This window comes from Pseudolactococcus yaeyamensis (genome assembly GCF_054658615.1).
This window is the reverse complement of sequence record NZ_BAAGGP010000004.1, coordinates 24,140-36,707: the sequence shown is the minus strand read 5'-3', so window position 1 is coordinate 36,707 and position 12,568 is coordinate 24,140. Positions and strand designations below refer to the sequence as shown.

Sequence of the window (12,568 nt, the reverse complement as noted above, 5' to 3'; positions counted from 1 at the left end):
TTTATTATGGCTGATTTAATCAGTGTTTGAATGGTCGTAGTGTGCCTTACGAAAAGTTTGGTGCGCAACATCCAAAAAAATACGAAAAGGTTCACCCGCTTCATATTCCCATAGGACAATAGTTTCAGGTGAAATTTCAACGACACGATTTGATGCCATATGTGAATAGGCATCAAATGACCCTTGATGTTTTTCTTGAAATAGAGCACGAAATTTTTCATGTGTCAACACTTGCCCAGACTGAATTTGCGCCTTGCCTTGAATGTTAATATTAATAAAATTCAAAGCAACAGCTGAATTATTTTCAATCTGAACATATTTTTCAAGTTTCTTACTCGTTTGAAAGGCAATTTTGTCGTCATAAACAACACAACTAACCATTCTTGTCATCGGCACATTTTGATTAGCAGTCGCAAGGACACCGACACCTTTTTTAGCAATGTGTGTCATGACCTTAGCGTAATAGTCTTGGAAATTACCCATCTTACTCTTTACTCTCCAATTGCGAAGGTCAAAGTGCCTTTAGCTGCCAACTTACCGTCAACCGTTGCTTTTGCTTCGACAACTGCGATTGGTCCACGGCGTTTGATGAATTTAGCATTCAAAATCAACTGATCTCCTGGGACCACTTGTTTCTTGAATTTCACACCATCCATGCCGGCGTAAAAGACCAATTTACCCTTGTTTTCAGGTTTAGACAATTCCAAAACACCAGCAGCTTGTGCCAAGGCCTCCATAATCAGGACACCCGGCATAACTGGATAGTCAGGAAAATGACCGTTGAAAAAAGGTTCATTAATGGTCACATTTTTAAGCGCCGTAATCTCGTCATCAGAGTGCTCAATCACGCGGTCAACCAATAACATCGGATAACGATGTGGCAAGGCTTCTTTAATCTGATTAATATCAATCATTTGATGCGTACCAGTTCCTCTCCGTACTCGACCATGGCCTCAGCTTGAACCAAAATTTCAGTCACGACACCATCACGCGGCGCAGGAATCTCATTCATGACTTTCATCGCCTCAATAATCAGCAAAGTCTGACCTTTTTTAACTGTGTCTCCGACAGCGACAAAGTCCGATTTGTCAGGTGCCGGCTTAAGATAAGCCACACCCACTAAAGGACTTGTTACGACATCGCCTTCGGCAATGGTAGCAGATGATGCTTCAGGTGCTGAAACGGCTACAGGTACAGGCACTTCAGCGCTCTGAGTTGCCATCACTTCTGTTGCAACAAGAGGTGCTGTACCATTATTCTTAGAAAATGCCAAGGTAAACTCATTAGTTGCGTAAGAAAATTCACGTAAAGATGAGCCATCAAATTGGCTGATTAAATCTTTAACTTCATTAATTTGAATCGACATATGTGTTATTCACCCTCCCATTTTTTAAGGGCAATAACGGCATTATGACCACCGAAACCGAGTGAGTTTGAGATGGCATATTTGATGTCGTGTTTTTTCCCTTGACCCAAGACGACATTGATAACTGATGTATTGTCATCCAATTCAGTCGTACCAGCGTTAACTGGTGCGTATTGGTTGAGGATGGCTTGTAGGGTCGCAACGGCTTCGATACCGCCAGCGCCACCAAGGGCGTGACCTGTCAAGGCTTTAGTTGACGAAACCAAAACATTTTCATCATCACCGAAGACCGTATGAATGGCAAGTGCTTCGCCTTTTTCATTAGCTTGCGTTGATGTCCCATGTGCATTGATGTAGCCGACTTCACTTGGTTGGATACCTGCTTCATCAAGCGCAAGTTGCATGGCTTTAGCAGCACCAGAACCGTCAGGAAGTGGTGTCGTCATATGGTGCGCATCATTTGTTGAGCCATAACCCACAATTTCAGCCAAGATATTAGCGCCGCGCGCCTGTGCGTGTTCTAAACTTTCAAGTACCAAAATACCAGAACCTTCACCCAATACAAAGCCAGAACGGTCTTTGTCAAAAGGAATTGAGGCACGTTTAGGGTCTGTTTCAGTTGTCAAGGCTGTCAAGTTTGCAAAACCAGCGACACCAAATTCACAAATCGCTGCCTCAGTACCACCCGCTAGCATGATATCCGCATAACCATGTTTGATTTCACGGAAAGCCGAACCAATGGCGTTTGTACCTGCTGCGCAGGCTGTCACTTCTGAACGGCTCACACCATTTGCTTTGACGCGCAAGGCCACATTACCTGTCGCCATATTCGCGATTGAAAGTGGGACGAAAAGTGGTGCCACACGTTTTGGACCACGTGTCGCAAGACGCGCACCCTGTTCTTGAATGACTGGTAAACCACCGATACCAGACCCGATAATCGCACCAAAACGATCATGGTTAAAGGTTGTATCTTCTGGTTCAATGCCAGCCATATGCAAGGCTTCAAGTGCTGTATAAATAGCATAGAGACTAAAAGTATCCATGCGTTTTTTATCTTTGTGCACGAAGTATTTATCAAAAGGAAAATCTTTAACCTCGCCAGCAACGCTAATCCCAGTCGCTGTCGCATCAAATTTTTTGATGGTATCAATTCCGCTGTTACCAGCTTCAAGATTTGCCCAAAATGCTTCTGGGGTGTTACCAATCGGCGATGTAATGCCATAACCTGTAATAACGACACGATTTGTCATGTGACTTACTCCTCATTTATATGTAGATAAGCACTCCGGATGCGGGTATTAAATAGCCGTATTCCAAAGCCCTTTTTATGCTTAAATTTATTGCATAACCATGCCACCGTCAATGGCAATGGTTTGACCTGTGATGTATTCTTGCGTCGCGACAAACAAAGCAGCCGTTGCGATTTCCTCTACACTACCAAAACGTTTCATCGGAATTTGTGCTTTCATCGCATCTTTCACTTTATCAGATAAGACAGCGGTCATATCACTTTCGATAAAACCTGGGGCAATGGCATTGACCCGAATATTACGGCTTGCGACTTCGCGCGCAACGGATTTGGTCAGGCCAATTAACCCTGCTTTTGAGGCAGCGTAGTTGGCTTGTCCGATATTACCAATTAAACCAACAACAGAGGTCATATTGATAATCGCACCTTGGCGTGCTTTTGTCATTGGTTTCAAGACAGCCTGTGTCATGTTAAAAGCCCCCGTCAGGTTAATTTTAAGCACGCGCTCAAAATCATCTGCTGTCATTTTTAACATCAATTTATCTGCTGTGATACCTGCATTATTAATCAAGACATCAACACTACCAAGTGCCTCTGTCGCTTCTTGAATCATGCGTTTCGCATCTTCAGCCTCACTGACATCGCCAGAAACACCGACAACTTGCACATCATACTGGTCAAATTCGCCAATCAGTTCTGAAGAAATCTCAGAACGACCGTTGAGCACGAGATTTGCACCATGTGCGGCAAAGTGGTGGGCGATAGCAAGACCAATCCCACGTGTTGAGCCTGTGATAAAGACATTTTTATTTGTAATTTCCACTATTTATTTCTCCAAAATTGCCTGTAATGTTGCTAAATCTTCGATATGTGTAATACCGACTGTCTTATCAATTTTCTTCACAAAACCTGATAAAATTTTACCTGGTCCGATTTCGATAAAGTCTGTCACGCCCATGTTAATCATCGTTTCAACAGACTCGTAAAACTTAACGGGTTCCATGACTTGACGCGTCAGCAGTGTTTTGATATCCTCAAAAGCCATAACTTGTGCCGTTGTGTTAGAAATCAATGGTTTGTCAAAAGGTTTGAAGGCCACTGTTTCAAGTGCAACTGCGAGTTTTTCAGATGTTGGTTGAAGCAAGGCTGTATGGAAAGGACCTGAAACCTTCAGAGGAATCATCCGTTTCACACCTGCAGCTGTTAAGAGTTCTACCGCTGCATCAACCGCTGCGACTTCGCCACCGATGACGATTTGTCCCGGCGTGTTGTAGTTAGCAGGACTCACAATCCCCTTACTCTTGACTGAGGCTTGTTGACAAGCCGTCTCAATCACGTCAGCCGCTGTATTCATGACTGCAACCATTTTACCCGAACCTGTCGGTGCTGCTTCTGCCATGTACTGACCGCGTTTTGCGATAAGTTTCACGGCGTCGGCAAATGGTAAGCTGCCACTTGCGACAAGTGCTGAATACTCACCCAAGGAAAGGCCTGCAACCACATCATAAGCGATATGGTGCGCTTCTAGTAAGCGTAAAATGGCGACAGAGGTCGTCAAAATCGCTGGCTGTGTATATTTGGTTTCACCTAATTTGTCGGCATCGGCATCAATCAGCTCACGTAAATCGTAGCCAAGAATTTCAGACGCTTCATCATAAGTTGCTTTGACACTATCAAAATTGTCATATAAATCGCGTGCCATACCTAATTTTTGGGCACCTTGTCCCGCAAATAAAAGCCCCGTTTTTGTCATGCTAGTCTCCAATAAATACTATATTTTAATCCAACCATTTCGCAGCCGCTTTAATTTCTGCTTGGAAGCCATTGTACAAGTCCAAAATAATTTCTTCAACGGTTTCTTCTTTACGAATAAGACCGGCGATTTGACCTGCCATGACTGACCCATTGTCAACGTCTCCATGAATCACCGAGGCTGGTAATTTTCCAGCGCCCATTTCTTCAAAGACACTCAAATCAGGGTTGACTTGTTTGAAGGCGGCCATTTCTGCTGCATCAAAGTCTTTTGTCAACTGATTTTTAATGGCGCGAACGGCATGACCAAAATGACTAGCCGAAACGACCGTCGAAATATCTTTGGCTTTCAAAACTTTATCTTTATAGTTTTGGTGGGCATTTGACTCTTTGGCTACGATAAAACGTGTACCGACTTGGACTGCCTCAGCCCCCAACATAAAGCCTGCTGCCATCCCTTTTCCGTCAGCGATACCACCTGCCGCAATAACAGGCAAATCAACAGCGTCAGAGACCTGACGAACAAGCGTCATCGTCGTTAATTGACCGATATGACCACCTGCTTCCATACCTTCAGCGACAATGGCATCTACGCCAATCCGTGACATTGATTTGGCTTGAGCGACGCTTGCTACGACAGGAATGACAATCATGCCTGCTGCTTTGAAGCGCTCCATGTATTTTTTAGGAGAGCCTGCGCCAGTTGTCACGACTTTAACGCCTTCTTCGATGACTAGGTCTACAATGTCATCCACAAAAGGCGAGTGCAACATAATATTCACGGCAAATGGTTTGTCCGTAATTTCTCGGATACGTTGGATATGACCTTTGACCACATCTTTAGGGGCATTGCCACCACCGATGATGCCAAAGCCACCTGCTTTTGAAACAGCACCAGCTAAGTCGCCATCCGCGATCCAAGCCATACCACCTTGGAAGATTGGATAGTCAATATTCAATAGTTCAGTAATTTTAGTTTTCATCTTATTATTTGTATTTGTTCTTAGTTTTCAAAGTAGTTTGATAATCAAACTATAGGGATAAAAATTTTGAGAACGTGTGACACGCTCTCAGAATTTTTATGGATTATTCAGCGATTTTAGCCTCTACGAATTTGACCAAGTCACCAACAGTGTTAAGGCCATCTTCAGTTTCGATTGCGATATCGTATTCATCTTCAATTTCGTTGATGATTTGGAAGATGTCAAGTGAATCAGCATCAAGTGATTCAAATGATGTTTCAAGCGTGATTTCGCTTGCGTCTTTACCGAGTTCTTCAACGATAATTTCTTGAACTTTTTCAAATACTGCCATGATTAAATCTCCAATTTTCTATATTATTAATGAGCGATGGGAAACGTCACGCCTAAGCGAACGTCACCCTTGCAATAAGATTACCTAAATTTTAACAACAAGTGTGCCCCATGTCAAGCCACCACCAAAACCAGTTAAAACAAGTTTTTGTGAGCTGCCTAATTTAATGGTACCAGCATCAACCGCTTCAGATAAAAGAATTGGAATACTGGCTGCACTTGTGTTACCGTATTCCTGCATATTTTGCAAGAATTTACAACGCTCAGTTTTGATTTTGCGTGCCATTTTATCTAAGATTCTTGAATTAGCCTGATGTAAAAGTAGATAATCAATATCATCTGGATTTAATTCGGCTTTTTCAAGACTTTCTAAAATATTTTTAGGCACATCTCGGACGGCAAAATCAAAAATCGCACGACCATCCATTTTCAAAAACAAGTCATCTTCTGACTCTGATTTTGAAAATGGTGAGTTAGCATGTGTTAGATTACTAGTCAAACTCATACCACGATTACCGTCAGATTTCAAAGACTCTGCTAAAATTAACGGCGTATCTGATGATGCTTGGAGTAAAACACCTCCTGCACCATCACCGAACAAAACGCTTGTCGAACGGTCTGACCAGTCGACGACTTTTGACAAGACTTCAGCACCGATGACAATGCCATTACGATAAGCACCACTCGCAATCAACTTGTCAGCAACCGATAAGGCATAGACAAAACCACTACATGCTGCTGTTAAATCAAAAGCAAAGGCTTTAATTGCCCCTATTTTAGCCTGAACAAGGCTAGCAGTACTAGGCATATTACCATCAGGTGAAACTGTTGCGACGATGATAAAGTCAAGGTCTTCGGATGCTAGTGATGCTTTTTCAAGCAATTGTTGCGCAACATTAGCGGCTAAATCGGATGTATTTTCATCTTGAACGATATGGCGTTGTCGAATCCCTGTTCGGGATACAATCCATTCATCAGACGTTGCCATGATGTGGCTTAAATCATCATTTGTCACGACTTGCTTCGGTGCATAGTGTGCAGTTGCCGTTACTTTGGCAAAAGTCATTTAATTTCCTCCAAAAATGTGTGAAGATTTTCCAGACCTGTTTGTAAAATTTTCACGGCATCATCTGGTAGGTCTGCAACAAAGCGTTTGACCATTTCACGGTGAAACTTACGATGCAAGCGATAGAGCAAGCGACCGCGACCAGATAAGGACACATTGACCACACGCCGATCATGTTCACTGCGGTAACGCTTAACATAACCTTTCTTCTCCAGTCGATTAAGCGACACGGTAACCGTGCCTACCGTCAACATCAAATCTTTAGCAATATCACTTGGTGTCGTCATCTTAGCTTCACCAATGCTGTCAATCGTATGCATCTCCTTAATAGACACATCTGAGAAACGAGATGTCCGTAAGGTTGCCTCCTCAATAATCAAAACATTGTTGAAAATATGAGTGAGATATTTATTTATTTTTGTATAATCTACCACCAACCATAGTCCCTTTCACGAATATCGTTTTGATTGTCAAGTTGTTTGACTATCAAATTATATCAGGATATGTTTTGACTGTCAAGATAAATTTTTTTTGAATAAATAGTTTGACAATCAAGCAAGTTTTGTTAAAATAAGTTATATGGTTTAGATTATCTAGTTATCGAAACCATGAAAAAATATAATGATGATTATATCTATAAGAGGAAGAATAATGAAACTACCAGAACTTAAAATAGGCGACTTGACAGCGAAAATCCCTGTCATTCAAGGTGGTATGGGGATCGGTATTTCCCTAAATAGATTGGCAGGAACTGTTGCTGCTGAGGGCGGGATTGGTATCTTGTCAACTGCTCAAATTGGTTTCCAAGAAGACAAATTTCAACGCGCTTCTGTTAGAACTAACCTGCAAACCATCAAAAAACAATTGGATAAAGCACGTAGCTTTGCTAAAGGTGGGATTCTTGGTTTCAACGTCATGGTGGCGAGTTTTCGTTATGATGATATTGTCAGAGCGACAGTTGAGGCTGGTGCTGATGTGATTATCTCTGGCGCTGGTTTACCAATGAACTTACCTGACTTGGTTGGTGATGCTAAAACAAAGATTGCACCGATTGTCTCATCTGTTAAGGCTGCCAAACTCATCTTACGAAATTGGGCTAAAAAATATAACAGAACGGCTGACTTTGTCGTGATTGAAGGCCCTAAAGCTGGCGGTCACCTCGGTTTTAAAGCGGATCAAATTGACGAAGCGATTCTCGGCATGGACGACGAGGTTGTTAAAATCATCGCACACGTTAAAGAATACGAAGAAAAATTTGATATGAAAATCCCTGTGATTTTCGCTGGTGGGGTTTGGGATCGTTCAGACATTGACCATTATATGGGGCTTGGGTGTTCTGGTGTTCAAATGGCAACGCGTTTCATTGGAACTCAGGAATGTGATGCACCAGATGACTTTAAAGACCGTTTCTTAAAAGCTACCGAAGATGATATTCATTTGACAACATCTCCTGTCGGCTTACCGGGTCGAGCTATCGATAATCAATTCACTGAAACCATTACCAAAAATGTTGCGGCCTACAAGGCGCAAGAAGCGCCTAAAACGCCGATTATTCCGATTGCTGGCTGTTTGAATTGCTTGCAGCACAAGCTGTGTGACCGCAAGACAATTCCTTACTGTATTAGTGAAGCTTTGCTCAATTCTGTCGAGCATAACACGGACATGGGCTTGATTTTCTCTGGAACTAACGGTTACCGGATTAATGAAATCACGACGGTTAAAGCGATTTTTGATGAGATTGCTGTGTAAATGATAACCCGACAAGTTTGTTCGCAGACTTGTCTTCTTTGCCCTTTGTCTAAAGCCTGAAAATTTGCTAAAATAAGAACAACACTAATCTACACAAAATTATAGAAGAATAGATGGAGATACTCATGCCAACTTTACAAGCCACTTTCTACGGTCACACTTATGCCAATCCGTTTATGAACGCTTCAGGCGTGCATTGTATGACGACGACAGAACTCGATGCGCTCGCAAACTCAGCAGCGGGTTCCTTTGTGACCAAGTCTGCGACGGCAGAGGCGCGCGAGGGTAACCCTGAGCCACGCTATGTCAATGTTGACCTCGGTAGTATCAATTCAATGGGATTGCCAAATCTAGGCTTGGATTACTATCTTGATGATGCGATTAAGCGTCAAGCCAGTCATCCAGACCAACCTTTTGTGATGAGCGTAGCCTCTTATCAAGGCTTCGATGAATACGTGGCCAACATGCGCAAAATTCAAGAGAGTGACTATACTGGACTGGTCGAGTTGAATTTGTCTTGTCCTAATGTCCCCGGTAAGCCACAAATGGCTTATGATTTTGAAGATACGGATAGACTTTTGACTGAAATCTTTGCCTTCTACACCAAACCTTTTGGGGTGAAATTACCGCCTTATTTTGACATCATGCACTTTGATAAAATTGCGGCTGTCCTCAATCAGTTTGACCTTAAATTTGTCAATTGTATCAATTCTATCGGTAATGGCTTGTATATTGATGAAGCCACTGATACAGTGGTCATTAAACCTAAAGGTGGCTTTGGTGGTATCGGTGGCGAATATGTCAAACCAACTGCTCTTGCCAATGTACGTGCTTTGAAACAACGCTTAAATCCAAGCATCGAAATCATCGGAACTGGTGGCATATTGACTGGGCGTGATGCCTATGAACATTTGCTTTGTGGGACCTCTATGCTCCAAGTTGGGACGCAGCTTGAAAAAGAAGGCCTTGGGGTTTTTGACCGTTTAAATAAGGAATTGTTAGATATTTTAGAAGCGAAAGGCTATGCGTCGATTGCTGAATTTAAAGGGAAACTTGGAACTTTGGATTAAGTATTATAAAATAACTTGGGGGCTTAGATAAACATCCTCCAAAAAATAGGTTATGAATGGCTTTCCGTATGAGTTGGAGTCATTCATAGCCTATTTTTTTATTTTATGATAACTTATCAAGTAATATGAGTAATCAAATATTTTGGGGAAACAATGCCAAATTGGTAAAAAATCGTTGATTTTGCGGAAAATTGGTATTCTTTCAAAAATAAAATAAGACTGAGGACTTTTGTCCCAGCCTTATTTTATTTTGTCTGAACTTTACGTTTCAGAGCTATTTTCTTCTATAGATTAAATATGAATTGGCACACCGTCAGCCAGCTCACTCGTGTCCATAATTGCCTCCCCAAGTGTTGGATGAGGGTGGACGGTCATTGAGATGTCTTCTGTTGTCAGACCATTTTCAATGGCAAGGGCAAACTCACTAATCAAGTCACTGGCACCGGGGCCAGCGATTTGAGCGCCAATTACGACGCGTGTTGCTTTATCACTCAAAATTCGGATAAAGCCTTTCGTCGCATTCATCGTAATGGCACGACCATTAGCTGCAAATGGGAATTTGCTGACCATGAAGTCTAAGTTTTTCTCCTTAGCTGTATCAATGGTTTCACCCATTGTCGCCAATTCTGGATCACAGTAAGCAACTGCAGGAATTGAAATCGCACAGTTTCTCATATCTTCGCCAGCAACGTTTGCTGCAGCGACTTTAGCTTCATAGCTAGCTTTGTGCGCAAGCATTGGGCCTTCAACGATATCACCGATGGCATAAATGTGCGGTACGCTTGTTTGTTGACGGTCATTAACCATGATTTGTCCACGATCTGTCAATTTAACGTCAGTTGTATTCAAACCAAGTTCATCTGTATTGGGTTTTCTGCCGACTGAAACGAGACAGTAGTCTGCTTCAATTTCAACTTCTTGACCGTCAACTTCGTAAGTGATTTTCACAGAGCTGTCATCTTGAAGCGCTGCTTTTGCTTTAGCATTGGTAATGATTTCAACACCTTTTTCTTTAAAGTCGTCAACAACAAAGCTATACATTTCTTTATCAAAACCATTTAAGATATGTGGTAAACCTTCTAAAATCGTTACTTTTGAACCAAGGTTGGCATAAGCACCTGCTAACTCACTACCGATGACACCCCCACCGATGACAACGAGGTGTTTTGGTACTTCAGGCAAGCTAAGCGCACCAGTCGAGTTGACCACGCGCCCTTTAAAAGCAAAGCCCGGAATTTCAATCGGACGACTACCTGTCGCGATGATACATTTTTCAAATTCCAAAAGATGACTATCATCTTCTGAAATGACATTCACGACTTGATTGTCATTGAAACGGGCTTCGCCACGGATAATGTCAATTTTATGTTTTTTCAAAAGCATGGCAACACCACCTGTTAAAGTATTGACAACTTTTTCATTTTTCCATTTTTGTGTTGCTGCCCAGTCCAAAGTGGCGCCTTTAGATTGCACACCCATGATGCTATCGGTTTGATGATTCTGGCTATAATAAGCGTGACCGGCATTAATCAGCGCTTTAGATGGAATACAGCCGATATTGAGACAGACACCGCCAATGGCATCACGTTCAATAATCGTCACTTTCTGCCCCAATTCAGCAGCCCGAATGGCTGCGACATAGCCGCCAGGTCCACTTCCGATAACGATTGTTTCAACACTTGTTGCTTGACTTCCTACAACCATTTCATTAAACCTCCATCAGCATATATGCTGGATCATGCAGCATTTTGTTCAAGTCATTCATGGCATTTTGTGCCAACATACCGTCGATGAGACGGTGGTCGAATGACAAGGATAATTTCATCATGTTGCCAACGACGATTTCGCCTTCTTCATTAACGATTGGCTCTTTGGCAATGGTACCCAAGCCTAGGATTGCTGCTTCATTAACATTGATAACAGGGGTAAACCAGTTCCCTCTTGCGCTACCGATGTTTGAAATGGTAATCGTTGAACCTGATGCGACGTCTGGTGTTAATTTGCCGTCATGCGCACGTTCTGCCAATTCTGCGATTTCTTTGGCAATGGCAAGGATTGATTTTTGATCCGCATGTTTAACAACTGGTACAAACAAACCGTTTGGTGTGTCAACTGCAATCCCAACATGGATACCCTCTGGGTAAACGATTTCTGATTGCGCCATGTCTACATGGGCATTCAAATCAGGGAAACGTTTCACTAATGATGCCAAAGCTTTGGCAACATAGGCCATGTAAGTCAATTTAACATCTTGTTGCAAAGCCACATCTTTAAATGTCGCACGGTGTGCCATCAATTTAGAGACTTCAACTTGCTCAAACAAGGTCACGTGTGGCACATTTTGTTTTTGACTTGTCATGTTACGCGCAATCGCTTTTCTGATTGGCGTCATTGGCACGCGACCTGCTTTTTCAGCTGGTGCGCTGGCTGGTGCTGCTTCAGATTCGACTGGCGCAATAGGTGCACCAGTACCGTTCAAGGCATTCTTCACATCATCTAAAGTCAAGTTGCCGTGACGACCTGTTGCCGCAACGGTAGTCAAATCAATATTATTTTGACGTGCAAAACGACGAACTGTTGGCATGGCACGGACTTTACCCGCAATGACTGGTGCTGTCTTGCCTTCAACTGGCGCTGCTGCTTCTTGAACAACTGCTTCGTTGATTGCCGCAATTGGGGCAGGTACAGCTGGTGCTACTTCTGCTACGGGTTCGCTTGCTGCTGGTGCCGGTGCTGCATCCCCTGCAACGGAACCAGAGCCATCGCCATCAAATTCAATCAGCGGTGCGCCAACTTCAACGACTGTTCCCGCTTCAACGAATAATTTCGTAATTTTACCACTGTAAGGTGACAAAATTTCTTGTAGCAATTTATCATTTTGAATTTCTGCTATGGCATCATCTACCTTAATCGTATCGCCAACTTTTACTAACCAGCTAGCAATCTCCCCTTCGTGCATGCCCTCGCCAACGTCTGGCATCCGAAAAATTTCTGTCATTT

14 protein-coding genes are annotated in these 12,568 nt (G+C 42.7%); 2 read left to right on the top strand and 12 right to left on the bottom strand.

The annotated features are described in order from the left end of the window. Positions 1–15 precede the first annotated feature (15 nt). The 10 genes from ACYQ21_RS01675 to fabT form a co-directional block, all read right to left on the bottom strand. A complete protein-coding gene (locus tag ACYQ21_RS01675; protein WP_460054480.1) occupies positions 16–483 on the bottom strand; it encodes a pyridoxamine 5'-phosphate oxidase family protein in 468 nt (155 codons plus the stop codon). Between the two features lie 8 nt (positions 484–491). Further along, on the bottom strand, positions 492–914 hold the full coding sequence (gene fabZ / locus ACYQ21_RS01670) for a 3-hydroxyacyl-ACP dehydratase FabZ (RefSeq protein WP_460054479.1): 423 nt from the start codon (positions 912–914) through the stop codon (positions 492–494). Then, positions 911–1,360: an acetyl-CoA carboxylase biotin carboxyl carrier protein gene (gene accB / locus ACYQ21_RS01665; protein ID WP_460054557.1), complete on the bottom strand. Its 450-nt coding sequence runs from the start codon at positions 1,358–1,360 to the stop codon at positions 911–913. Before accB ends, fabZ begins: the two co-directional genes overlap by 4 nt. Before the next feature lie 11 nt (positions 1,361–1,371). Beyond that, positions 1,372–2,619: a beta-ketoacyl-ACP synthase II gene (gene fabF, locus ACYQ21_RS01660; RefSeq protein ID WP_460054476.1), complete on the bottom strand. Its 1,248-nt coding sequence runs from the start codon at positions 2,617–2,619 to the stop codon at positions 1,372–1,374. An 87-nt stretch (positions 2,620–2,706) separates the two neighbouring features. Then, positions 2,707–3,441 carry a 3-oxoacyl-[acyl-carrier-protein] reductase gene (gene fabG / locus ACYQ21_RS01655; protein ID WP_460054475.1) on the bottom strand — a complete coding sequence of 245 codons (735 nt, stop codon included), beginning with the start codon at positions 3,439–3,441 and terminating at the stop codon, positions 2,707–2,709. 3 nt (positions 3,442–3,444) lie between these two features. Beyond that, positions 3,445–4,371 carry an ACP S-malonyltransferase gene (gene fabD / locus ACYQ21_RS01650; protein ID WP_460054474.1) on the bottom strand — a complete coding sequence of 309 codons (927 nt, stop codon included), beginning with the start codon at positions 4,369–4,371 and terminating at the stop codon, positions 3,445–3,447. A gap of 25 nt (positions 4,372–4,396) precedes the next feature. Then, positions 4,397–5,353, bottom strand: coding sequence for an enoyl-[acyl-carrier-protein] reductase FabK (gene fabK, locus ACYQ21_RS01645; protein WP_460054471.1), 957 nt, complete (start codon positions 5,351–5,353; stop codon positions 4,397–4,399). Positions 5,354–5,456: 103 nt separating this feature from the next. Next, on the bottom strand, positions 5,457–5,684 hold the full coding sequence (locus ACYQ21_RS01640; RefSeq protein WP_460054468.1) for an acyl carrier protein: 228 nt from the start codon (positions 5,682–5,684) through the stop codon (positions 5,457–5,459). A gap of 84 nt (positions 5,685–5,768) precedes the next feature. After that, positions 5,769–6,749, bottom strand: a complete 981-nt coding sequence (locus ACYQ21_RS01635; protein ID WP_460054465.1) for a beta-ketoacyl-ACP synthase III — start codon at positions 6,747–6,749, stop codon at positions 5,769–5,771. Next, positions 6,746–7,186 carry a fatty acid biosynthesis transcriptional regulator FabT gene (gene fabT, locus ACYQ21_RS01630; protein ID WP_460054463.1) on the bottom strand — a complete coding sequence of 147 codons (441 nt, stop codon included), beginning with the start codon at positions 7,184–7,186 and terminating at the stop codon, positions 6,746–6,748. Before fabT ends, ACYQ21_RS01635 begins: the two co-directional genes overlap by 4 nt. Before the next feature lie 214 nt (positions 7,187–7,400). On the opposite strand from fabT, the gene ACYQ21_RS01625 reads away from it, so the two are divergent. Then, on the top strand, positions 7,401–8,498 hold the full coding sequence (locus ACYQ21_RS01625; RefSeq protein ID WP_460054461.1) for an NAD(P)H-dependent flavin oxidoreductase: 1,098 nt from the start codon (positions 7,401–7,403) through the stop codon (positions 8,496–8,498). A 125-nt stretch (positions 8,499–8,623) separates the two neighbouring features. Further along, positions 8,624–9,568, top strand: coding sequence for a dihydroorotate oxidase (locus tag ACYQ21_RS01620; protein WP_460054459.1), 945 nt, complete (start codon positions 8,624–8,626; stop codon positions 9,566–9,568). A 291-nt stretch (positions 9,569–9,859) separates the two neighbouring features. Here the strand turns inward: ACYQ21_RS01620 and lpdA are convergent, their stop codons facing one another. Further along, complete coding sequence (gene lpdA, locus ACYQ21_RS01615) at positions 9,860–11,272, bottom strand: dihydrolipoyl dehydrogenase (protein WP_460054456.1); 1,413 nt, start codon at positions 11,270–11,272, stop codon at positions 9,860–9,862. Between the two features lie 4 nt (positions 11,273–11,276). Further along, complete coding sequence (locus ACYQ21_RS01610) at positions 11,277–12,566, bottom strand: dihydrolipoamide acetyltransferase family protein (protein WP_460054455.1); 1,290 nt, start codon at positions 12,564–12,566, stop codon at positions 11,277–11,279. Positions 12,567–12,568 lie beyond the last annotated feature (2 nt).

Coding starts and splice junctions, on each gene's coding strand:
- ACYQ21_RS01675 (WP_460054480.1), bottom strand. CDS start 483: ATGGGTAATTTCCAAGACTATTACGCTAAGGTCATGACACACATTGCT.
- fabZ (WP_460054479.1), bottom strand. CDS start 914: ATGATTGATATTAATCAGATTAAAGAAGCCTTGCCACATCGTTATCCG.
- fabF (WP_460054476.1), bottom strand. CDS start 2,619: ATGACAAATCGTGTCGTTATTACAGGTTATGGCATTACATCGCCGATT.
- fabD (WP_460054474.1), bottom strand. CDS start 4,371: ATGACAAAAACGGGGCTTTTATTTGCGGGACAAGGTGCCCAAAAATTA.
- fabK (WP_460054471.1), bottom strand. CDS start 5,353: ATGAAAACTAAAATTACTGAACTATTGAATATTGACTATCCAATCTTC.
- ACYQ21_RS01640 (WP_460054468.1), bottom strand. CDS start 5,684: ATGGCAGTATTTGAAAAAGTTCAAGAAATTATCGTTGAAGAACTCGGT.
- ACYQ21_RS01635 (WP_460054465.1), bottom strand. CDS start 6,749: ATGACTTTTGCCAAAGTAACGGCAACTGCACACTATGCACCGAAGCAA.
- ACYQ21_RS01625 (WP_460054461.1), top strand. CDS start 7,401: ATGAAACTACCAGAACTTAAAATAGGCGACTTGACAGCGAAAATCCCT.
- ACYQ21_RS01620 (WP_460054459.1), top strand. CDS start 8,624: ATGCCAACTTTACAAGCCACTTTCTACGGTCACACTTATGCCAATCCG.
- lpdA (WP_460054456.1), bottom strand. CDS start 11,272: ATGGTTGTAGGAAGTCAAGCAACAAGTGTTGAAACAATCGTTATCGGA.
- ACYQ21_RS01610 (WP_460054455.1), bottom strand. CDS start 12,566: ATGACAGAAATTTTTCGGATGCCAGACGTTGGCGAGGGCATGCACGAA.